This is a genomic window from Ottowia sp. (assembly GCF_035444425.1).
Taxonomy (GTDB): domain Bacteria; phylum Pseudomonadota; class Gammaproteobacteria; order Burkholderiales; family Burkholderiaceae_C; genus Ottowia.
In genome coordinates this window covers 1-20,191 of the sequence record NZ_DAOMOQ010000050.1, presented here as the reverse complement: position 1 = coordinate 20,191, position 20,191 = coordinate 1, and the positions used below count along the sequence as shown (strand labels likewise).

The following is a 20,191-nucleotide window of genomic DNA, read 5'->3' as shown; positions in this document are numbered from 1 at the left end:
GCCTCGGCGTAGTGCTTGAACTCCATCGTGTAGGTGGCGCGGCCCTGCGACATCGAGCGCAGCGTGGTGGCGTAGCCGAACATCTCGGACAGCGGCACCTCGGCCTTGATGGTCTTGCCGCCACCGACCATGTCGTCCATGCCCTGCACCATGCCGCGACGGCTCGACAGGTCGCCCATCACGTTGCCGGCGTACTCTTCCGGGGTCTCGACCTCGACCGCCATCATGGGCTCGAGGATGACCGGGTTGGCCTTGCGAGCGGCTTCCTTGAAGCCGAAGATGGCCGCCATCTTGAAAGCCTGCTCGGACGAGTCGACGTCGTGGTAGGAGCCGAAAGTGAGGCGCACCAGCACGTCGACCACCGGGTAGCCGGCCAGCACGCCGCTGGTCAGCGCCTCTTCGACGCCCTTCTGCACCGCCGGGATGTACTCGCGCGGCACCACGCCGCCCTTGATCTCGTCGACGAACTCGAAGCCCTTGCCGGCTTCCTGCGGCTCCAGCGTGAAGACAACGTGGCCGTACTGGCCCTTGCCGCCCGACTGGCGCACGAACTTGCCCTCGACGTCGGTGACGGTCTTGCGCACCGTCTCGCGGTAGGCCACCTGCGGCTTGCCGACGTTGGCCTCGACGTTGAACTCGCGCTTCATGCGGTCGACCAGGATCTCCAGGTGCAACTCGCCCATGCCGGAGATGATGGTCTGGCCCGACTCCTCGTCGGTGCGCACGCGGAAGGACGGGTCTTCCGAGGCCAGGCGCGACAGGGCGATGCCCATCTTCTCCTGGTCGGCCTTGGTCTTGGGCTCCACCGCCTGCGAAATCACGGGCTCGGGGAACACCATGCGCTCCAGCGTGATGATGGCGCTCGGATCGCACAGGGTTTCACCGGTGGTCACGTCCTTCAGGCCGACGCAGGCGGCGATGTCGCCGGCGCGGATTTCCTCGATCTCCTGACGCTCGTTGGCGTGCATCTGCACGATGCGGCCGATGCGCTCCTTCTTGCCCTTGACCGGGTTGTAGACCGTGTCGCCCTTGGTCAGCACGCCCGAATAGACACGCACGAAGGTCAGCTGGCCGACGAAGGGGTCGGTCATCAGCTTGAACGCCAGCGCCGAGAACTTCTCGTTGTCGTCGGCCTGGCGCGTCACCGGCTGCTCGTTGTCGTCCTCGCCGGCCACCGGCGGGATGTCCTTGGGCGAGGGCAGGAAGTCGAGCACCGCGTCCAGCATGCGCTGCACGCCCTTGTTCTTGAACGCCGAGCCGCACAGCATGGGCTGGATCTCGGTGGCGATGGTGCGCTGGCGGATGCCGGCGATGATGTCTTCCTCGGAGAGGTCACCCTCTTCGAGGTACTTGTTCATCAGCTCTTCGCTGGCCTCGGCGGCGGACTCGACCATCTTCTCGCGCCACTCCTGGGCCACGTCGACGAGGTCGGCCGGGATGTCCTGATATTCGAACTTCATGCCCTGGGACGCCTCGTCCCAGATGATGGCCTTCATCTTGATCAGGTCGACCACGCCCTGGAACTTGTCCTCGGCACCGATCGGCACCACCACCGGCACCGGGTTGGCCTGCAGGCGCAGCTTCATCTGGTCGTAGACCTTGAAGAAGTTGGCGCCAGTGCGGTCCATCTTGTTGACGAAGGCCAGGCGCGGCACCTTGTGCTTGTTGGCCTGACGCCACACGGTCTCCGACTGCGGCTGCACGCCGCCGACCGCGCAGTACACCATGCAAGCGCCGTCGAGCACGCGCATCGAGCGCTCGACCTCGATGGTGAAGTCGACGTGGCCCGGGGTGTCGATGATGTTGATGCGGTGCTCGGGGCGCGACAGGTCCATGCCCTTCCAGAAGCAGGTCACCGCCGACGAGGTGATGGTGATGCCGCGCTCCTGCTCCTGCTCCATCCAGTCGGTCGTGGCCGCGCCATCGTGCACCTCGCCCAGCTTGTGGGTCACGCCGGTGTAGAACAGAATGCGCTCCGACGTGGTGGTCTTGCCAGCGTCGATGTGCGCCGAGATGCCGATGTTGCGATAGCGCTCGATGGGGGTTTTGCGAGCCATGATGAATCCTTGTGGGCAGGTTGGGCGTTGAGCGCCCGGCGTTCAGCGAGAAACCGGCGGGCCGACCGACCCGCCCTTTTCGCACGCTCAACGCCGAAAGCGCCGAACGCCGAACTGTGTGGTTAGAAGCGGAAGTGGCTGAACGCCTTGTTGGCTTCGGCCATGCGGTGCACCTCGTCGCGGCGCTTCATGGCGCCGCCGCGGCCTTCGTTGGCCTCCAGCAGCTCGTTGGCCAGGCGCAGCGACATCGACTTCTCGCCGCGCTTGCGGGCGGCCTCCTTGATCCAGCGCATCGACAGCGCCAGCCGGCGCACCGGACGCACTTCCACTGGCACCTGGTAGTTGGCGCCACCGACGCGGCGGCTCTTGACCTCGACCATCGGCTTGACGTTGTTGATGGCGGTGATGAAGAGCTCGAGCGGATCCTTGCCGCTCTTCTTCTCCATGGTCTCGAACGCGCCGTAGATGATGCGCTCGGCGACCGCCTTCTTGCCGCCCTCCATGATCACGTTCATGAACTTAGACAGCTCGACGTTGCCGTACTTGGGATCCGGCAGGATTTCACGCTTAGGGACTTCGCGACGACGTGGCATGTTTCACCTCACTTGCTTCAGTTGGCGGGCGGAGTAGTCCTGTTTGCTCCGAACGCCCCGCAGACCCATCGGGAGCCTGCACTTACTTGATCTTTGTTCAAGACCACTACGCCTGGACCGGGGCCGTCTGCCACCCGATTCAAGCACCAAAAAATGACAATCCGACCTTTGCGGCTTCTTCCCTGCTTGCGCAGAACGCCGATCAGGCCTTCTTCGGCCGCTTGGCGCCGTACTTGGAGCGCGCCTGCTTGCGGTCTTTCACGCCTTGCAGGTCGAGCGAGCCGCGCACGATGTGGTAGCGCACACCCGGCAAGTCCTTGACCCGGCCGCCGCGCACCAGCACCACGCTGTGCTCCTGCAGGTTGTGGCCCTCACCACCGATGTACGAGATGACCTCGAAACCGTTGGTCAGGCGCACCTTGGCGACCTTGCGAAGCGCCGAGTTGGGCTTCTTGGGCGTCGTTGTGTACACGCGCGTGCACACGCCGCGACGCTGCGGCGAGTTCTGCATCGCCGGGCTCTTGGATTTGATCTTCTCGACCGTCCGCCCGTGACGCACCAGCTGACTGATGGTTGGCATTGAAAAACGTCCCTAAACGCTTGGATGATTCAGCGCGTCGACACCAGGCCGGTCGCCCGGCAGCGGATGCCGGTCAGGACCTCGGTGTGACGCGCAGGCAGATTCCCCGCCCCAATCGCGGGAAAGCCTTCAAGTATAACGCGACGCCGCTTGGCCCGCAATGGCGGCGCCAGCGCCGCTGCGCATCACCTGATCCACAGGCGCATGGCATCCCAAGCGCGGCCCAGGAAACCGGCTTCCTCCACCGACTCCAGCGCCACCAGCGGCAGCTCGACCAGCTGCTGATCGCCGCGCTTGACCTTCAGCGTAGCCACCGCCTGACCCTTCTGGAACGGCGCGACCAGCGGCTCCGGCCGCGCAACCTCGGTCTTGACCTCGGCCGCGGTGCCGGTTGGCACCGCCACCACCACCGGTTCGGTACGGCCGAGCTTGAGCTCTGCGCTCTTGCCTTTCCACACCTTCGGACTCGCCACCGCCTGGCCGGCGTCGAACAGCTTAACGCCTTCGTAGGCGGTGTAGCCCCAGTTGAGCAGCTTCTGCGACTCGTTGGCACGCGCCGCCTCGCTGCTGGCGCCCAGCACCACCGACAGCAGCCGTCGCCCCTTCACGTTCGGGAAATCACGCTTGGCGGTGGCCACCAGGCAGTAGCCGGCAGCCTTGGTGTGGCCGGTCTTGAGGCCGTCGACCGTCGGATCGCGGTGCAGCAGCAGGTTGCGGTTGGTGTCGTTGCTGGCCGGCGTGCCCGGGTAGCGGTACTTCTTGATGGTGTAGTAGTGCACGTACTCCGGAAAGTCGTGCAGCAGCCGTGTCGACAGCGTCGCCAGATCGCGCGCCGTGGTGGTGTGGCCGGCCTCGGTCAGGCCTTCCGGGTTGCGGTACGAGGTGTTGCTCAGGCCCAACGCCTTGGCCTGGTCGTTCATCAGCTGCACGAAGCGTTCGACCGAGCCGGCCACGCCCTCGGCCAGCGCCACCGTGGCATCGTTGCCGGACTGCACGATCATGCCCTTGAGCAGATCCTCCACCGGCACCTGCATCTTGGGATCGATGAACATGCGCGAGCCCGGCATCTTCCAGGCGCGCTCGGACACCGGCAGCGTCTGGTTGAGCGTGAGCTTCTTGGCCTTCAGGGCGTCGAACACCAGGTAGGCAGTCATCAGCTTGGTCAGCGAAGCCGGCTCGACCGGCGTGTCGACCTCCTGCGCCGCCAGCACCTGGCCGGCGGTCACGTCCATCAGCAGATAGGCCTTGGCCGCCACCTCGGGCGGTTGCGGCGCCTGGGCATGGCTGGCAAGGGCCGCGGCGGACAGCGCCAGCGCGGCAAGTGTCTTGAGGAAACGGTTCATGGATGTAGGTGTGGAATCAGGATGGAAGGGCCGCTGGCGCTCATGGCCTCAGGCGCGCACATGGCGCGTGACCAGCATCTTGAGCAGCGACAGTTGGCCATGGAAAAAATGTTCGCCGCCGGGCACCACCGTGACCGGCAGCAGCTGCGGACGCGCCCAGTCCATGACGGCGGCCAGCGGCACGGTGTCGTCGTGCTCGCCGTGCACCACCAGGGTCTGCGGGTGCAGTTCGGTGGGGACCGGGGCGACCTCGAAGCGCGAGGCGGCGGTGCCCACCAGCACCGCCTTGGTGATCGCCCGCTGCGGGTGCAGCGCATCAATCACCTGGCAGGCGACGAAAGCACCGAAGGAGAAGCCACCGATCGCCAGCGCGCCATCGGCGGGCGCGCCTTGCGCCACCACGGCCAGCATGTCGTCGACTTCGCCGCGGCCTTCGTCGTAGCTGCCGGCGCTGGCGCCGACACCGCGGAAATTGAAGCGCAGCGCGCGCCAGCCGCATTGCACCCAGGCGCGCGCCAGGGTCTGCACCACCTTGTTGGTCATGGTGCCGCCGAACTGCGGATGCGGATGCGCCAGCACCACGGTGCCCAGCGGTACATCGAACAGGTCGGGCTCCGGCAGGTCGAGCAGCGCCTCAATGGCACCGGCCGGACCGTGCAGCGTCAGGGATTGGGTCTGGGCATTCATGCAGCTACGTTAATTATAGCGGCCGGGCTTGTGATTCGAATCGACAGCGGTGCCGGATCACCGGCCACGCGGCGCCGTCACTCGCGGAGCCCGGCTTTCAGCGTCCCAGATGCGGCGGCGTCAGCAGGCGCTCGACCACCTCGCCGTTCTTCAGGTGCGATTCGACGATCTCGTCGATGTCCTCGAGGTCGACATAGGTGTACCAGACCGCTTCCGGATATACCACCGCCACCGGCCCGGCGGCGCAGCGATCGAGGCAGCCCGACTTGTTCACGCGCACCTTGCCCGGGCCCGCCAGCCCCTCGGCCTTGACGCGCGCCTTGCAGTGGTCGAACGCCGCCTGCGCGCCGTGATCGGCGCAGCAGGCCTCGCCATTGGTGCGCTGATTCAGGCAGAAGAAGATGTGGCGCTGGAAGTAGGGCGCGACGGGAGCACTCATGCGCCGATTCTAGGCTCGGCCCCGGCGGGCGGTGCCGGCGGCATAGGGGTGTCCATGGGTGGCGACGCGGGATTGGGTGTCGAGTTGGGCGCCTGCGCACCCTCCAGCGCCACGAATTCGGCCACCGCCAGCACCGGCGAGCGCCGGGCCGGCTCAGCCGGCGGCTGACCGCCATCGGGCCGGCCCAGGCGCGTGAGCAGGTAGATGAAGGCCGCATAGGGCCAGAGCCAGCCTACCCATTGCGCTAGGCCGTGGAAATGGATGAAGCGGCCCTGCTCCCAGCCTTGCAGCGTGACCGCAAAGTAGGGGTTTTGCGGCGCCGCGTTCAGCAGCAGCACCTGCACCACCAGCACCAGCATCAGCGCCAGCACACAGACCCGGCCCGGCATCGGCAGCAGCAGCAGCGCCGCCAGCGCCGCCAGCAGCAGGCCGAGCTGCACCGGCTGGTTGAGCCAGGCCCAGGCGTGCACTGGCCCGTAGCTCAGGCCGGCCGAGAGCGCCGACACGCCGATGCCCACCAGCAGCGCCGACAGCGCAAACAGCACGCGCCGGCCGCGGTGCCGCACCACGGTGTAGCCGAGCAGGCAGGGCACCAGCGCGCCCAGGGCCACGCACACCAGTTCAGCGCCCGGCAGCAGCGGCTGCAGTTCCAGTTCGCGCAACGGCAGCCATTCGATGAAGGGCGTGTCTTGCAGCAGTTCGGCCACGCCTTCCTCCAGCCGCTCCCACACCTGGCCGAGCCCGAACGCGACCGGCGCCGGAAACAGCAGGCCGACCGGCCACAGCGCCAGCAGTACCAGCGCCCCACGCGAGTTGCGCACGAACCAGCGGGCACGAAAGCGGCGCCAGCGGTCGATCGCGCCCAGCCGTTCGAGCACGAAGGCCAGCAACGCGCCCAGCATGCCGCCGGCCGCGTTCAGGCCCAGGTCGAGGTTGGAGGCCACGCGCAGCGGCAGGTAGGACTGCAGGCTCTCCATGGTGAACGACAGCAGCGCCGCCGCCGTGCTGGCCAGCGTCACCGCCGGCCAGGCGCGCCGCATGCGCATCAGCGCCAGCGCCAGCAGAAAGCCCAGCGGCGCATAGCCGGCCAGGTTGGCGACCAGGTCGAAGCGGGTCCAGTACTGCGGCCACGGTGCCCACAGAAAGGCCCAGGGCGCCAGCCCCTGGTCGCGCCAGCCGGTGAACGGAAACAGGCTGGCGTAGACGATCAGGGCTGCATAGAACAGGCCCAGCGGCAGCGCGGCGGACTTGTAGCGGTTCACCTGCTGGCCTGCCGGCGCGCCGTCAGAACGGCTTCAGCACCACCAGCAGCACAACCGCCAGCAGCATCAGCACCGGCGCCTCGTTGAACCAGCGGAACCAGACATGACCGCGCAGTTCCTGCTGGCGCTCGAAGCGCGCCAGCAGCCGCCCGCAATACAGATGGTAGGCGATCAGCAGCACCACGATCGCCAGCTTCACGTGCATCCAACCGCTGCCCGGCCCGAGGCCGATGCCGTAGCCCAGCCACAGCCACAGGCCGAAGATCACGGCCGGCCAGGCCAGCAACGTCATGAAGCGGTACAGCTTGCGTGACATCAGCAGCAGGCGCGCACGCTCGGCCACCGATTCGGGCGGCACCATGGCCAAGTTGACGAAGATGCGCGGCAGGTAGAACAGGCCAGCAAACCAGCTGGTGATGAACACGATGTGCAAGGACTTGACCCAGAGCATGATGAATTATGTCCCCGGGGTCGGCGCGCAGCCGCCGGCCGATGGCAATAAAAAACCCCGGCCCAAGGGGCCGGGGTTGAAAAGCCTGTCTGCTGTCACACATCAAGGCTCCCGCTCAGGGAGGAAAAGCGGGGGACGGCAAGCCGCCCAAAATAACTATAACATTTGATTTCATATCTGAACAATAGTGCGCGGTGGTGCGCGGTGCCGGCCGTCGCGAAAAGGTGACGCCAGCCATCGCGCGCGACACGCGTTTGTTCAGGCACAATTTTCACCATGCATACACCTCTTGCCCCCTTCCCGGCCAATCGCCCGCGCCGCCTGCGCCGCGACGACTTCTCACGCCGCCTGGTGCGCGAGCACGCACTGTCGGCCAACGACCTGATCTACCCGGTGTTCGTGCTGGACGGCAAGAACCAGCGCGAGGCGGTGGCTTCGATGCCCGGGGTCGAGCGCCTGTCGCTCGACCTGCTGCTGCCGGTGGCCGAGGACTGCGTGAAGCTGGGCATTCCCGTGATGGCGCTGTTCCCGGTGGTCGATGCCAAGCTGAAGGACGAGAAAGGCAGCGAGGCCGCCAACGCGCGCGGCCTGGTCCCGCGCGTGGTCAAGGAGCTGAAGAAGCGCTTCCCCGAACTCGGCATCATGACCGACGTCGCGCTCGATCCCTACACCAGTCACGGCCAGGATGGCTGGCTCGACAAGACCGGCTACATCCTGAACGACGAGACCGTCGGCCAGCTGGTCAAGCAGGCGCTGACCCAGGCGGCGGCCGGCGTCGACATCGTGGCGCCGAGCGACATGATGGACGGGCGCATCGGCGCCATCCGCCAGGCACTGGAGGCCAAGGGCCACATCCACACCCGCATCATGGCCTACAGTGCCAAGTACGCCAGCGCCTTCTACGGCCCGTTCCGCGACGCCGTCGGCTCGGCCGCCAACCTGGGCAAGAGCAACAAGAAGGTCTACCAGATGGACCCCGGCAACTCGGACGAGGCGCTGCGCGAGGTTGCCATCGACATCGCCGAAGGCGCCGACATGGTGATGGTCAAGCCCGGCATGCCCTACCTGGACGTGGTGCGGCGCGTCAAGGACGAATTCCGTATGCCGACCTTCGCCTACCAGGTCAGCGGCGAATACGCCATGCTCAAGGCGGCAGCGCAGAATAGCTGGCTCGACCACGACCTGGTGATGATGGAGGCGCTGCTGGCCTTCAAGCGCGCCGGCGCCGACGGCATCCTGACCTACTTCGCGCGCGACGCCGCGCGCCTGCTGGCCAAGGGCTGAGCACGCCGCCGGCCTAGGACACGCACCCGTGCAGATCGTCGAGTTCACCGCCGGCAGCCTGCGCTTTCTCGAGCAGTTTCCGGACGCAGCACCGGCCGACGGCTTCGTCTGGGTTTATCTCGACCGCACCGAGTTCATCCGCCACCAGGCGGAGCTGCAGGCCGCCGCGCAGCGCCTGGGTGGCTCGGCCGTGCTCGACGTGCACCTGATCGACCTGGCCAGCGACCAGCATCCCTCGCACTACGACGGCACCTCGGTCTACGACCTGGTGATCTTCCGCCGCCTGGCGACCCTGGCCGAGGTGCAGCACGACGCCGATCGCAGCAACGCCATCGCCAGCTACCACAGCCGCGGCGCCGGCGCCTACGAGCCTGGCACGGCGCCGCTGCCGGAAGCGTTCTCGCGCATCGAGTCACGCGCGGTCGGCTTCGTCGTCTTCGACCGGCTGCTGATCAGCGTGCACCCGAGCGGCTGCTACACCGCGACCAGCTTCATCCAGCGCCAGCTGGCCGACGCCAAACTCAGCCTGGATGCGGCCAGCGCCCGCACGCGCCTGCCGCAGGGGCCGGCGGACGTGGTGCTGCGCATGATCAACACCATGGTCGACAGCTACCTCGAGTTGCGCAAGGACCTCACGACCGAGCTGGAGCAGTCGCAGAACGAGCTGCTCAAGCCCGATCCGCACCACTCGACCTGGAACGCCATCATGTACGCGCGCCGCCGCCTGCATCTGCTGGAAGACCTGTGCGAGGAGCAGCAGGACGCGATGCAGGAATGGCTCGACACGCTGCGCGAGTTGCCGCTGTCGGCCTTCGGCACCGACCCCGCGCTGGCGCAGGCGCGCAGCGACCAGCTGGTCGCGCGCGCCCGCGACGTCATGGAGCACATCGACCGCGTGCTGCACCACGCGCGCCGGCTCGAGCAATCGGCCGAGAACGCGGTGCAGATCCACTTCAGCGCCCAGGGCCACCGCACCAACGACATCATGCGCACGCTGACGGCGGTGACCGCCATCTTCCTGCCGCTGAACCTGTTCACCGGCTTCTTCGGCATGAACTTCCAGCACCTGCCGCTGATCCACAGCACCGAGGGCATGTGGGCGGCGCTGGCGCTGCTGGTGCTGCTGGCCGTCGCCATCGTGGTCATCTTCTGGCGCCGACGCTACATCACGCGTTCGCGGCGCTGACGCGGCAAGCTGGCCGAGGCGTCGGACGGGGACTACGCGCGGATTCCCCTGGCGCCCATGCGTGACTTCACGCCGAGCCGGTACCATCGTCTCCCAGGATGAAGCTGCCGCACCGGCGCCGCGCTTCAGCCATCGTTGCAAGCGCATGCCCGAATCCACCCCCCGACTCGAGACCCAGCCCAGCGACCAGGGCCTGCGCGCCGTGCCGCGCGGCGAGTGGACCGCAGCCCAGCTGACGGCCGGGCGCGGCTGGCGCACGGTGAGCGCGGCGCTGGCACAGGCGCGCTCGGCCGCAGCCTGGGACCTGCGCGCGCTGGACGGACTCGACCACCTGGGTGCGCTGGCGCTGTGGAACCACTGGGGCCGCCAGTGGCCGGCGCAACTGGAGCTGCACCCCGAGCAGCGCACCCTGCTGGAGCGCGTGGCCGCGCACCCGCCGGCCGAGCCGGCCGGACGCCGCGGCACGCTGGCCCAGCGCATCGACCGGCTCGGCCTGGGCGTGGTCCAGACCGCCGCCCAGGTGCGCGACTTCGTCACCCTGATGGGCCAGCTGCTGCTGGACTTCCTGCGCCTGCTCGGCGCGCCGCGCTGGGGGCCCTGGCGCGACTTCTCGGGCCACCTGTACCGCATCGGCGCGCAGGCGCTGCCGATCACGGCGCTGGTGGGCTTCCTGATCGGCGTCGTGCTGGCCTACCTGATGAGTCAGGTGCTGCGCCAGTTCGGCGCCGAGATCTTCATCGTCAACATCCTCGGGCTGGCACTGATCCGCGAGCTGGGACCGCTGCTGGGCGCGGTGCTGATCGCCGGCCGCTCGGGTTCGGCCATCACGGCGCAGATCGGCGTCATGCGCGTCACCGAGGAGCTCGACGCGATGCGCGTGCTCGGCATCCCGGCCGGCTTCCGGCTGGTGCTGCCGCGCGCGCTGGCGCTGGCCATCGCCATGCCGCTGATCGCAGTCTGGACCACGCTGGCGGCGCTGGTCGGCGGCATGCTGGCGGCCGACATCACGCTCGGCATCACGCCGAGCTACTTCCTGGAGATGCTGCCCAAGGTGGTGCGGGTGTCGAACCTGTGGCTGGCCTGCGCCAAGTCGGTGGTGTTCGGCGTCTCGATCGCGCTGATCGGCTGCCACTACGGCCTGCGCGTCAAGCCGAACACCGAGAGCCTGGGCCAGGGCACCACGGCTTCGGTGGTGGCCTCGATCACGGCGGTGATCCTGATCGACGCGCTGTTCGCGGTGCTGTTCAAGAAAGTCGGCATGTAGAGATGACGCTCCCCCCTGAGCCAGTTCGCGCCACGTGCTCGTCGCCAGACGCGACGGCCCTTCGGTCCGTCCAGACCTGCACTGGCAGGTCCGGAGCCGCGGACCTCAGCCCCCCAGAGGGGCGCCGCCGATGGCCGGGCCAAGCCCGCTCCATGGCGGCCGCTGGCGTGGCCTGCTCCGCGGCCATCGGTCATTTCGGAGGGCAGGTTGCATGAGCGCCGAAGCCGAAGCAGTCACGCCGGCTCCGGTCGCCGAGCAGCACGACGAGGCGCCGCCGCCGCTGCCCGAGCAGGGCGAGCCGATGATCGAGGTGCGCGGGCTGTGGAGCGTGTTCCCGGTGCCCGGCGGCGGCCAGGTGGTGGTGCACAAGGATCTGGACCTCACCGTCTACCGCGGCGAGGTGCTGACCCTGGTCGGCGGCTCGGGTACCGGCAAAACGGTGCTGCTGCGCCAGATGCTGGGCCTGAACCGGCCGCACCAGGGCAGCGTGGAAGTGCTGGGCCAGCCGGTGCGCGAACTGTCGCGCGCCGGTGCCGCCGCGCGCGTCGGCATGCTGTTCCAGCAAGGCGCGCTGTTCTCGGCCTTCAGCGTGCTCGACAACATCGCGTTTCCGCTGCGCGAAACGCGCGCCCTGCCGGACGAGCTGGCGCGCGAGGCGGCGCTGCTGAAGCTGCAGATGGTCGGCCTGAAGGCGAGCGACGCGCACAAGATGCCGTCCGAGCTGTCGGGCGGCATGATCAAGCGCGTGGCGCTGGCGCGCGCGCTGATCATGGACCCACCGCTGCTGATGCTCGACGAGCCGACCGCCGGGCTCGATCCCGACAGCTCGGACGCCTTCGTCACCCTGCTGCGCTCGCTGCACCAGGACCTGGGCCTGACGGTGGTGATGGTCACGCACGATCTCGACACGCTGTTCGAGCTGTCGACCCGCGTCGCCGTGCTGGCCGACCAGCATGTGGTCATCGCCGCACCGGTGCCCGAGGTGCTGGCCTTCGACCACCCCTTCATCCGCCACTTCTTCCTCGGCGAACGCGGCCAGCGCGCCATGGAACTGCTGCGCCAGCGGCGTGCCGACCCACCGGCCAAAGGACAATAGAACCACCATGGAAAACAAAGCCCATGCCCTGGCTGCCGGCGCCTTCGTGCTGGCGGTCACGGCGCTGCTCATCGGCCTGGCCATGTGGCTGCTGCGCGACGAGGTCAACACCGTCGCCTACGAACTGGTCAGCAAGGAAGCCGTCAGCGGCCTGCAGCCGCAGGCGGCGGTGCGCTACAAGGGCGTGGCGGTCGGCAAGGTGACCGACATCGGCTTCGACCCGGCCGACCGCGCCCAGGTACTGGTGCGGCTGGCGGTGTCACCGGACGCGCCGGTCAGCCAGTCGACCTTCGCCACGCTGGCGTTCCAGGGCGTCACCGGCCTGTCATTCATACAGCTAGACGATCAGGGCGGTTCGGCCGAACCGCTGCCGCCCGGCCCCAACGGGCCACCGCGCATCCCGCTCAAGCCCAGCGCATTGGGCCAGCTGACCGACATGGCCAACGACCTGGCCGACAAGGTCGGGCAGATCACCGAGCGCGTCAACCAGGTGCTGAGCGACGACAACCAGGTCGCCTTCAGCACCGCACTGAAGGAAATCGGCGAGGCCGCCCGGAGCACCCGCCAGCTGGCCGAAACCACCGACAAGACCATCAAGGCGCAGCTCGACCCGGCGCGCACCGACATCCCGGGCCTGGTGCGCCAGGCCGGCAGCGCGCTGAAGTCGATCGAGACCGCGGCCCGGCAGACCCAGCAGACCGTGGCCAGCTTCGACAGCGTGGCTGGCGACGTCAAGCGTGCCGTCGACCAGGTCGCCGGCAAGGGAGGCGTGGTCGATCAGCTGAGCGAAAGCGCCAACACCGTCACCGCCACCACGCTGCCGCGCATCCAGAGCCTGACCGAGGATGCCAGCCGCACCATCCGCCGGCTCGACCGCATCGCCAACACGCTGGGCGAGAACCCGCAGTCCTTCATCTACGGCAGCGGTGCCATCCCGCCCGGACCAGGCGAGCCCGGTTTCGGAGAAACCCCCGCCGGCACGCCCGCGCCGGCCGCGCCCGCCGCACCACGTTGAGGACACGCACATGACATCGATCTCCGATCGCGCCCGCGCCGCCGGCATCAGGATCGCCGCGGCCGCCCTGATGCTGGCGCTGACCGGCTGCGCACTGCCGCTGCCCGACAAGCCGGTACGCCCGCAGCCCTACGACCTCGGCCCGCCGCTGCCGGTGGCCGCCGACGCTGCCCCCGACGGACCGGCGCTGGCGCTCGACCGGGTCGAATCCAGCGCCGCCATCGACGGCACCGCCATCATCTACCGCCTGGCGCACAGCGACGGCGGCCAGCAGCCGCGCCCCTATGCGCAGGCGCGCTGGACCATGTCGCCGCCGCAGCTCATCACCCAGCGCCTGCGCGAGGCCTTCTCGGCCACGCGTCCGGTGGTCGAGGCCGGCGCCGGACTGGCGCAGATCGAGTTGCGCGCCGAGCTGGACGAGTTCGCGCAGATCTTCTCGTCGCCCGAGGCGAGCGAGGGCGTGGTGCGCCTGCGCGTGACCGCGATCGCGCCCACCGCCAAGACCAGCCGCCTGCTCGGCCAGCGCACCTTCAGCGTGCGCCAGCCGGCGGCCACGGCCGATGCGGTCGGCGGTGTGACGGCGCTGCGCGCCGCCACCGACGAAGCGGTGCGGCAAGTCGTCGCCTGGGTCAACGCGCTGCCGCCGCCACGCTGAAGGAGCCATTCGCCATGGACACCGTTGCCGCCAAACCCCGGCTCGACTTCGACGCCCCGTCCGTGCGCCGCCTGCGCGCCGACCTGGCGCTGGCGCTGCGCGCCGCCGCGCACCACGGCCTGGCCGAGGGCGTGTGCAACCACTTCAGCATCGAATTACCGGACGGTTCCGAGCGCTTCCTGCTGAATCCGCGCGGCCTGCTGTGGAGCGAGATCCGCACCGAGGACATCGTGCTGGTCGATTTCGACGGCAACAAGCTGGCCGGCCGTCACGAGGTCGAGCCGACCGCCATGTACATCCACGCCGCCGTGCACCGCCTCACCGGCCAGGCCTGCGTGTTGCACACCCACATGCCGCACGCCACCGCGCTGACACTGACCGAGGAGCGCGCGCTCGACACGCGCCTGTCGCAGAACGCCATGCGCTACCACGGCCGGCTGGCGATCGACGCGCATTACAACGGCTTGGCGCTCGACCACGGCGAGGGCGAGCGCATCGCGCGCGCCATCGGCCAGGCGGACGTGGCCTTTCTCGGCAACCACGGCGTCATCGTCTGCGGCGCCCGTATCGACCACGCCTACGACGACCTGTACTACCTCGAGCGCGCCTGCCAGGCGCAGCTGCTGGCGCAGTCAAGCGGCAGGCCACTGGTGCCGGTGGCCGAGGAACTGGCCGCCAGTGTGGCGGCGCAGATGCAGGGCGAGCGCCTGCAGTCCGAACTGTTCTTCGAGGCGCTGCGGCGCACGGTCTAACCCTGCTCAACCGCGGCGTCGCTCGGGCGGCAGCCACCACCAGGCGGCCAGCACCGCCAGCCCGAACAGCGTGTAGGCAGCCGTGAACACCCAGCCCGGCGCATCCCAGTACAGCAGGCGCCCGAGCCAGTGCGCCACGAAGCTCTCGCCATAGCTCGCCTGCCCCGCACGCTGGCGCAGCGCCATTTCCCACACGGTCAGCGGGCACAACCGCCCCAGCCAGGCCTGTGCGGCGACGATGCCGATCGCCAGCAGGTGCGCCAGCCGAAACATCAGCGAACGCGCGCCGCGCCAGCCACGCCGATAACCGAGCAGCACGTACGGCAGCCCCCCGACCACGAACAGCACGACGCCCAGGTGCAGCGCCAGCATGGCGTCGGCAAGCAGGGCGGCGGTGGTGACGGACATGGCGATGGCTCAGGCAAGATGGCGCTGGAAGCGGACCCGCTTCCAGTCCGATCCCTTGCAGCCGGAGTGTTCCATGTTCGATCTCAGCGTGCCCTGGTGGGAATTCGTCGTCCGTGGCGTGGTGGTGTACCTGTTCCTGCTGGTGTTCCTGCGCCTGACCGGGCGCCGCCAGATCGGTCAGTACGACCCGTTCGACCTGGTCCTGCTCCTGATCCTGTCGAACGCGGTGCAGAACTCGATGAACGCCGGCGACAACTCGCTCGTGGGCGGGCTGGTCAGCGCCCTGACGCTGATCGGCTGCCACATGATCGTCTCGCAGTTGGCCTGGCGCAGCCCGCGGCTGGCACGCTGGATCGACGGCGCGCCCAAGCGCCTGATCGAGGCCGGCCAGGTCGACGCCGAAACCCTGCGCAGCGAGCGCCTGACCGACGACGACGTGCTGGCCGCGCTGCGCGCCGCCGGCTGCCTGCACACGCACGAGGTCGAGCGTGCCACCATCGAGACCAACGGCCAGATCACCGTGGTGCTGCGCAACCGCGATTCGGCGCGCGGCGTGGCGCTGGATGGCTGAACGCCGGCGACGCGAGCTATCTGCTCAGGCGCCGTTGCCCGGTGTGCGGCGCCGGAACATGCCGTAGCCGTCCATCAGCAGCACCTGCTCACCGTGCTGGTTGAACATCTCCCACAGCGTGCGCGTCAGGCCGACGTCGGGGCGCGAATTCATCGGGCGCGATTCGGTGATGGTCTGCTTCAGCGTCAGCGTGTCGCCCGGATAGACGGGTTTCAACCACTTGATCTTCTCCAGGCCGGGCGAGCCGAGGCTCGACGACTCATGCAGGAAGTTGCGCACCATCAGGCCCATCGCCATGGCGCAGGTGTGCCAGCCGCTGGCCGAGAGCTTGCCGAACATCGAGCGAGCGGCAGCCTCCTCGTTCAGGTGAAACGGCTGCGGGTCGTACTTGCCGGCGAAATCGATCACCTCGTCGCGGTCGACGGTGATGCTGCCGATGTCCAGCGTGGTGCCGACGGGCAGGTCTTCCCAGTAGTACCTGATGTTCTTTTGCGTATAGGCGGGCGATGCGGCGTCGGTCAAGATGATTCCTCTTCGGGTAGGGCTTTACGCTGGTCGACGGCCGCGCTCAACGCGCGCCGGACACGTCAATCAGGCTCATGGTGGTGTAGCTTGCCGCATCCGACAGCAGCCACACAATCAACTGCGCGACTTCGTCGGCAGTGCCGCCGCGCTGCATCGGCACCCCGCCCTTGAGCTGCTCCACGCGGTCGGGCCGGCCGCCGCTCGCGTGGATCTCGGTGTCGATCAGGCCTGGCCGCACGGCGTTGACGCGGATGCCCTGGCCGCCGACCTCCTTGGCCAGGCCGATGGTGAAGGCATCGATGGCCGCCTTGGCGGCCGCGTAGTCGACGTATTCATTGGGCGAACCGAGCCGCGCCGCCGCGCTCGACACGTTGACGATGCTGCCGCCGGCGCCGCCATGGACCATGCTCATGCGCCGCACCGCCTCGCGCGCGCAGATCAGCGAACCGATCACGTTGATGTCGAACATGCGGCGCCAGCGCGCCACGCTCTGCTCGGCCACCTGCTGCGCCACATCGACCACGCCGGCGTTGTTGACCAGGCCCGTGAGGCGCCCCAGCTTCGCATCGACATGCTCGAACATGCGCAGCACCTGCGCCTCCTCGGCCACGTCGGCCCGCACGCTGATCGCGGTACCGCCGCCGGCGCGGATCGCGCGCACCACCTCGTCGGCCGCCAGCGAGTTGGCGGCGTAGTTGACCGCCACCGACCAGCCCTGGGCCGCCGCCAGCCGTGCCGTTGCCGCGCCGATGCCCCGGCTGCCGCCGGTGACCAGCAATACCTTGTCTGCCGCCAAGTTCCACCTCCTGCAAGAATCGTCCAGCGCGTATAACCGCGTCTGACCGCACGCATTATTCAGGAGACACGCATGAGCCGTACCGTGCTGTACTACTTCACGCCGCAAAGCCCCTGGACCTATCTCGGCCACGCACGCTTCACTGACCTGCTGCGCGCCAGCCGGCGCGAGGTGGCGGTGCTGCCGGTGGACTACGGGCGCATCTTCCCGCTCTCGGGCGGCCTGCCCTTGCCCAAGCGCGCGCCGCAGCGCCAGGCCTACCGGCTGGTCGAACTGCAGCGCTTCGCCGAGCACCTGGACCTGCCCTTGCGACCGCAGCCGAAGCATTTCCCGGTCGATGGCAACCCGGCCGCGCTGCTGATCACGGCCGTGGCCCAGCTCGACGGCATGGCGGCCGCGATGCAGCTGGCCGGCGCCGTGTTCGCCGCCTGCTGGCGCGAGGAGCGCGACATCGCCAGCGACGGCACGCTGGCTGAACTGCTGGAGGAAACCGACCTGCCGGCCGAGCGCCTGGCGCGCTCGCGCGAGGCCGACATCCGGGCACGCTACGATGCCCACACCCAGGCCGCCATCGACGCCGGCGTGTTCGGCGCGCCGACCTACGTCATCGACGGCGAGCTGTTCTGGGGCCAGGACCGGCTGGATTTCGTCGCCCGCAAGCTGGGCATGTAGCGTCGGTCAGCCCGATCAACCACGCCGCGGGGGCCGCGCCAGCGGTGCCCGCACCCATCCGCAAGCAAGGAGCACACCAGACATGGGACAGTTCACCGACCTCACGGCCGCCGACGGCCAGAAGATTCCCGCCTACGTGGCCACGCCGGCCGGCAAGCCGAAAGGCGCCGTGGTGGTGCTGCAGGAGATCTTCGGCGTCAACTCGCACATCCGCGCGGTGGCCGACGGCTACGCGGCCGACGGCTGGCTGGCGGTGGCGCCCAGCACCTTCCAGCGCGTCAAGCCCGGCGTCGAACTCGGCTACACCGAAGCCGACATCGGCGAGGGCTTCCGTCTCAAGCAGGCGGTGGAGCACCTGCGCGCGCCCGGCGTGATGCAGGACATCCAGGCCGCCATCGACCACGCGGCGCAGGCCAGCGGCGGCAAGGTCGGCATCGTCGGCTACTGCTGGGGCGGCCTGCTGACCTGGCGCGCCGCCTGCACGCTGGACGGCCTCTCGGCCGCCGCGCCCTACTACGGCGGCGGCATGACGCAGCCGGACGAGATCGCGCGCACGCCCAGGGTGCCGGTGATGGCGCACCTGTCGGATCGCGACCAGTGGGTACCGATGGATGGTGTCGAGGCGTTCAGGCAGGCCCATCCGGAGGTCGAGGTGCACATCTACCCGGCCCAGCACGGCTTCAACTGCGACCAGCGCGGTTCCTGGGACGAAGCCGCGGCCAAGCTGGCACGCGAGCGCACGCTGGCCTTCTTCGACAAGCACCTGGGCTGAAATCTGTAAGCTTGAATCGGGTTCGAATACCGGACGCCGAGGACGCAGGAATCACGCAGCCAACGCAGAAGATGCAGGGAAGACCTTGGATGGTCTTGTTTTGCCACCCCGCCCATCAACACTTCGGCGTGAGCTGGAACGCGCTGTCCGGCCGCGACAGCTCGTTCTCCAGATGCTGCAGCAGTGCCATCAGCGCGGCGCTGTTGTGGCGCCGCTGCATGTAGGCGGCGAAGACCCAGAAATCCTGCGGCACGAAGGGTTCCAGCACCTTCACCAGCTTGCCGCTTTCGAGGTGCGGGCGCGCCAGCGGCAGCGCCATGTAGGCGATGCCCACGTCCATCAGCGCCAGCGTCAGCAGCGGTGAGACGTCGTTGACGTCGACATGCGGCTGCAGCGCCACTTCGAACGGCTTGCCGCGCTCGACGAAGGCCCAGCGCGCCGGCTCCCCGGCACGGTTGACGTTCAGCGCGCGGTGCTCGACCAGATCGCGCGGATGCTCCGGCACGCCGTGCTGGTGCAGGTAGGCCGGAGAGGCCACCAGCACCCGTTCCAGCGGCGCCAGCCGCCGCACGATCAGGTTCTGGTCGCGGATCGGCCCCACGCGCAAGGCCAGGTCGACGCCGTCCTCCACCAGGTCGACCTGGCGGTTGGACAGCCGCAAATTCAGCGACACCTCGGGATACAGCGTCAGGTAGCGCCCCATCAGCGCCGGCAGGCCGGCGTGCGCCAGCGCGTGCGGCGCGGTCACGGTGAGCCGGCCGCTCGGCCGCGTGGCGCGCTCCTGCAGTTCGCTGGCGGTCATCTGCACCAGTTCCAGCACCGGGCCGCTGCGCTCGTACAGCAGCTCGCCGGCGTCGGTCAGCGAGACCTTGCGCGTGGTGCGGTTGAACAGGCGCACATCGAAGCGCTTTTCCAGCGCGGCGACGTACTTGCTGACGTTGGCCGGCGACATGTCGAGCGCGCGTGCCGCCGCCGAGAAGCTGCCGCGACGCGCCACTTCGCGGAAGGTCTGGATTAGATCGAGTGAGTCCATGCCTCGATTATTTCCTGAGCGGAAATTGTCTGTTCACTTGCAGGTGGTTTTCTCAACGACCCCGCAGCCCCAAACTTCATGCCATCGGACGCGCTGCACACCAGCCACCGACCCCAAGCCCGGCGGCGACGCCGGTTGTCCAGAGTTCATTCACCCGTATTTCTTCAGGAGTTTCACCATGACCAAGTTCACCGCCACCATCGCTTCCGCCGCCGCCCTGCTGCTGGCCAGCAACGCCTTCGCCCAGACGCCCGCTGCCGGCGAAGGCCCGCTGTTCCTCAACGAAGCCGCCGTGGCCGTCAGCACCGAGCGCGCGCCAGCGTCGATCCAGCAGGTCGCCGCGGGCGAGCAGTCCGGCGTCGTGGCCGTCGCCAGCGACTCGGCCGTCACCCGCGCCGAAGTGCGCGCCCAGACCCGTGAAGCCTTCGCCAAGGGCTTCCGTCCGGCAGTCGGCAACCGCAGCTGATCGCGGCCGGCGCCCGGCAGGGCGCCGCCATCGCAGCCTGGTTTGCAGCCAGTGCAGCACGGCGCCTGACCAGGTCATGGTCAGGCGCCGTTTTTCCTTGCGGCAGTCATCCCATGACTACGCAGCAGAAACACACCGGGCAGCCCCTCAACCAAAGTGCCGTAAGGTCGTTACGCAGCGATCCTGGCAATCACTCCAACGTGCTCACGCAATAGGTAAAGCAGGCCGCCTGAACCGCCCCGGGTTTAGGGGAGTCTCCGTTCTTTGAGAGGATGGAGCCATGA

General features: G+C 68.5%; 23 protein-coding genes. 11 read left to right on the top strand and 12 right to left on the bottom strand.

The window, feature by feature from the left end; genetic code table 11:
* The 8 genes from fusA to PK606_RS14340 all read right to left on the bottom strand — a co-directional run.
* On the bottom strand, nt 1-2,057 hold a 2,057-nt coding region (fusA, locus tag PK606_RS14375), incomplete at its 3' end, for an elongation factor G (protein WP_324564946.1).
* Nucleotides 2,058-2,179: 122 nt separating this feature from the next.
* On the bottom strand, nt 2,180-2,650 hold the full coding sequence (gene rpsG / locus PK606_RS14370; RefSeq protein WP_324564945.1) for a 30S ribosomal protein S7: 471 nt from the start codon (nt 2,648-2,650) through the stop codon (nt 2,180-2,182).
* Nucleotides 2,651-2,852: 202 nt separating this feature from the next.
* Entirely contained in the window at nt 2,853-3,230 is a 378-nt protein-coding gene (gene rpsL, locus PK606_RS14365) for a 30S ribosomal protein S12 (protein WP_324564943.1), read from the bottom strand.
* A gap of 185 nt (nt 3,231-3,415) precedes the next feature.
* Entirely contained in the window at nt 3,416-4,573 is a 1,158-nt protein-coding gene (locus PK606_RS14360; RefSeq protein ID WP_324564942.1) for a D-alanyl-D-alanine carboxypeptidase family protein, read from the bottom strand.
* A gap of 48 nt (nt 4,574-4,621) precedes the next feature.
* Entirely contained in the window at nt 4,622-5,260 is a 639-nt protein-coding gene (locus tag PK606_RS14355) for an alpha/beta hydrolase (protein ID WP_324564941.1), read from the bottom strand.
* 97 nt (nt 5,261-5,357) lie between these two features.
* Nucleotides 5,358-5,699 carry a (2Fe-2S) ferredoxin domain-containing protein gene (locus PK606_RS14350; RefSeq protein WP_324564940.1) on the bottom strand — a complete coding sequence of 114 codons (342 nt, stop codon included), beginning with the start codon at nt 5,697-5,699 and terminating at the stop codon, nt 5,358-5,360.
* Complete coding sequence (locus PK606_RS14345; RefSeq protein WP_324564939.1) at nt 5,696-6,961, bottom strand: VanZ family protein; 1,266 nt, start codon at nt 6,959-6,961, stop codon at nt 5,696-5,698. Before PK606_RS14345 ends, PK606_RS14350 begins: the two co-directional genes overlap by 4 nt.
* A gap of 22 nt (nt 6,962-6,983) precedes the next feature.
* A complete protein-coding gene (locus PK606_RS14340; RefSeq protein WP_324564938.1) occupies nt 6,984-7,412 on the bottom strand; it encodes a CopD family protein in 429 nt (142 codons plus the stop codon).
* Nucleotides 7,413-7,688: 276 nt separating this feature from the next.
* Here PK606_RS14340 and hemB point away from each other — a divergent pair, with 276 nt between their 5' ends.
* The 7 genes from hemB (at nt 7,689) to PK606_RS14305 (ending at nt 14,664) form a co-directional block, all read left to right on the top strand.
* Entirely contained in the window at nt 7,689-8,696 is a 1,008-nt protein-coding gene (gene hemB, locus PK606_RS14335) for a porphobilinogen synthase (RefSeq protein WP_324564936.1), read from the top strand.
* A gap of 28 nt (nt 8,697-8,724) precedes the next feature.
* Nucleotides 8,725-9,882: a magnesium transporter CorA family protein gene (locus PK606_RS14330; RefSeq protein ID WP_324564935.1), complete on the top strand. Its 1,158-nt coding sequence runs from the start codon at nt 8,725-8,727 to the stop codon at nt 9,880-9,882.
* Nucleotides 9,883-10,027: 145 nt separating this feature from the next.
* Nucleotides 10,028-11,146: an MlaE family ABC transporter permease gene (locus tag PK606_RS14325; RefSeq protein WP_324564934.1), complete on the top strand. Its 1,119-nt coding sequence runs from the start codon at nt 10,028-10,030 to the stop codon at nt 11,144-11,146.
* A 211-nt stretch (nt 11,147-11,357) separates the two neighbouring features.
* Entirely contained in the window at nt 11,358-12,242 is an 885-nt protein-coding gene (locus tag PK606_RS14320) for an ABC transporter ATP-binding protein (RefSeq protein ID WP_502920852.1), read from the top strand.
* Between the two features lie 7 nt (nt 12,243-12,249).
* Nucleotides 12,250-13,257 carry an MlaD family protein gene (locus tag PK606_RS14315; protein ID WP_324564933.1) on the top strand — a complete coding sequence of 336 codons (1,008 nt, stop codon included), beginning with the start codon at nt 12,250-12,252 and terminating at the stop codon, nt 13,255-13,257.
* 10 nt (nt 13,258-13,267) lie between these two features.
* On the top strand, nt 13,268-13,912 hold the full coding sequence (locus PK606_RS14310; RefSeq protein WP_324564932.1) for an ABC-type transport auxiliary lipoprotein family protein: 645 nt from the start codon (nt 13,268-13,270) through the stop codon (nt 13,910-13,912).
* A gap of 14 nt (nt 13,913-13,926) precedes the next feature.
* Nucleotides 13,927-14,664 carry an aldolase gene (locus PK606_RS14305; RefSeq protein WP_324564931.1) on the top strand — a complete coding sequence of 246 codons (738 nt, stop codon included), beginning with the start codon at nt 13,927-13,929 and terminating at the stop codon, nt 14,662-14,664.
* 6 nt (nt 14,665-14,670) lie between these two features.
* On the opposite strand, the gene PK606_RS14300 is transcribed toward PK606_RS14305, so the two are convergent.
* On the bottom strand, nt 14,671-15,072 hold the full coding sequence (locus PK606_RS14300) for a DUF2784 domain-containing protein (RefSeq protein WP_324564930.1): 402 nt from the start codon (nt 15,070-15,072) through the stop codon (nt 14,671-14,673).
* A 73-nt stretch (nt 15,073-15,145) separates the two neighbouring features.
* On the opposite strand from PK606_RS14300, the gene PK606_RS14295 reads away from it, so the two are divergent.
* Nucleotides 15,146-15,643 (top strand): DUF421 domain-containing protein, encoded by a 498-nt coding sequence (locus PK606_RS14295; protein ID WP_324564928.1) that lies wholly within the window; start codon nt 15,146-15,148, stop codon nt 15,641-15,643.
* Between the two features lie 24 nt (nt 15,644-15,667).
* Here the strand turns inward: PK606_RS14295 and PK606_RS14290 are convergent, their stop codons facing one another.
* Nucleotides 15,668-16,165: a MaoC family dehydratase gene (locus PK606_RS14290; RefSeq protein WP_324564927.1), complete on the bottom strand. Its 498-nt coding sequence runs from the start codon at nt 16,163-16,165 to the stop codon at nt 15,668-15,670.
* A 46-nt stretch (nt 16,166-16,211) separates the two neighbouring features.
* Complete coding sequence (locus tag PK606_RS14285) at nt 16,212-16,964, bottom strand: SDR family oxidoreductase (protein WP_324564925.1); 753 nt, start codon at nt 16,962-16,964, stop codon at nt 16,212-16,214.
* Between the two features lie 72 nt (nt 16,965-17,036).
* On the opposite strand from PK606_RS14285, the gene PK606_RS14280 reads away from it, so the two are divergent.
* Nucleotides 17,037-17,636 carry a 2-hydroxychromene-2-carboxylate isomerase gene (locus PK606_RS14280; RefSeq protein WP_324564924.1) on the top strand — a complete coding sequence of 200 codons (600 nt, stop codon included), beginning with the start codon at nt 17,037-17,039 and terminating at the stop codon, nt 17,634-17,636.
* Nucleotides 17,637-17,718: 82 nt separating this feature from the next.
* The gene (locus tag PK606_RS14275) at nt 17,719-18,408 is read left to right on the top strand and encodes a dienelactone hydrolase family protein (protein WP_324564923.1); all 690 of its coding nucleotides are present in this window, start codon (nt 17,719-17,721) and stop codon (nt 18,406-18,408) included.
* A gap of 115 nt (nt 18,409-18,523) precedes the next feature.
* On the opposite strand, the gene PK606_RS14270 is transcribed toward PK606_RS14275, so the two are convergent.
* Nucleotides 18,524-19,441 (bottom strand): LysR family transcriptional regulator, encoded by a 918-nt coding sequence (locus PK606_RS14270; protein ID WP_324564921.1) that lies wholly within the window; start codon nt 19,439-19,441, stop codon nt 18,524-18,526.
* A gap of 178 nt (nt 19,442-19,619) precedes the next feature.
* Between PK606_RS14270 and PK606_RS14265 the strand changes: the two genes are divergently transcribed.
* Nucleotides 19,620-19,907, top strand: coding sequence for a hypothetical protein (locus PK606_RS14265; protein WP_324564920.1), 288 nt, complete (start codon nt 19,620-19,622; stop codon nt 19,905-19,907).
* Nucleotides 19,908-20,191: the final 284 nt, after the last annotated feature.

What these genes read in the sequence shown, in the direction of transcription:
- rpsG (WP_324564945.1), bottom strand. Translation starts at nt 2,650, where the DNA reads ATGCCACGTCGTCGCGAAGTCCCTAAGCGTGAAATCCTGCCGGATCCC.
- rpsL (WP_324564943.1), bottom strand. Translation starts at nt 3,230, where the DNA reads ATGCCAACCATCAGTCAGCTGGTGCGTCACGGGCGGACGGTCGAGAAG.
- PK606_RS14360 (WP_324564942.1), bottom strand. Translation starts at nt 4,573, where the DNA reads ATGAACCGTTTCCTCAAGACACTTGCCGCGCTGGCGCTGTCCGCCGCG.
- PK606_RS14355 (WP_324564941.1), bottom strand. Translation starts at nt 5,260, where the DNA reads ATGAATGCCCAGACCCAATCCCTGACGCTGCACGGTCCGGCCGGTGCC.
- PK606_RS14350 (WP_324564940.1), bottom strand. Translation starts at nt 5,699, where the DNA reads ATGAGTGCTCCCGTCGCGCCCTACTTCCAGCGCCACATCTTCTTCTGC.
- PK606_RS14340 (WP_324564938.1), bottom strand. Translation starts at nt 7,412, where the DNA reads ATGCTCTGGGTCAAGTCCTTGCACATCGTGTTCATCACCAGCTGGTTT.
- hemB (WP_324564936.1), top strand. Translation starts at nt 7,689, where the DNA reads ATGCATACACCTCTTGCCCCCTTCCCGGCCAATCGCCCGCGCCGCCTG.
- PK606_RS14325 (WP_324564934.1), top strand. Translation starts at nt 10,028, where the DNA reads ATGCCCGAATCCACCCCCCGACTCGAGACCCAGCCCAGCGACCAGGGC.
- PK606_RS14320 (WP_502920852.1), top strand. Translation starts at nt 11,358, where the DNA reads ATGAGCGCCGAAGCCGAAGCAGTCACGCCGGCTCCGGTCGCCGAGCAG.
- PK606_RS14315 (WP_324564933.1), top strand. Translation starts at nt 12,250, where the DNA reads ATGGAAAACAAAGCCCATGCCCTGGCTGCCGGCGCCTTCGTGCTGGCG.
- PK606_RS14310 (WP_324564932.1), top strand. Translation starts at nt 13,268, where the DNA reads ATGACATCGATCTCCGATCGCGCCCGCGCCGCCGGCATCAGGATCGCC.
- PK606_RS14305 (WP_324564931.1), top strand. Translation starts at nt 13,927, where the DNA reads ATGGACACCGTTGCCGCCAAACCCCGGCTCGACTTCGACGCCCCGTCC.
- PK606_RS14300 (WP_324564930.1), bottom strand. Translation starts at nt 15,072, where the DNA reads ATGTCCGTCACCACCGCCGCCCTGCTTGCCGACGCCATGCTGGCGCTG.
- PK606_RS14295 (WP_324564928.1), top strand. Translation starts at nt 15,146, where the DNA reads ATGTTCGATCTCAGCGTGCCCTGGTGGGAATTCGTCGTCCGTGGCGTG.
- PK606_RS14280 (WP_324564924.1), top strand. Translation starts at nt 17,037, where the DNA reads ATGAGCCGTACCGTGCTGTACTACTTCACGCCGCAAAGCCCCTGGACC.
- PK606_RS14275 (WP_324564923.1), top strand. Translation starts at nt 17,719, where the DNA reads ATGGGACAGTTCACCGACCTCACGGCCGCCGACGGCCAGAAGATTCCC.
- PK606_RS14270 (WP_324564921.1), bottom strand. Translation starts at nt 19,441, where the DNA reads ATGGACTCACTCGATCTAATCCAGACCTTCCGCGAAGTGGCGCGTCGC.
- PK606_RS14265 (WP_324564920.1), top strand. Translation starts at nt 19,620, where the DNA reads ATGACCAAGTTCACCGCCACCATCGCTTCCGCCGCCGCCCTGCTGCTG.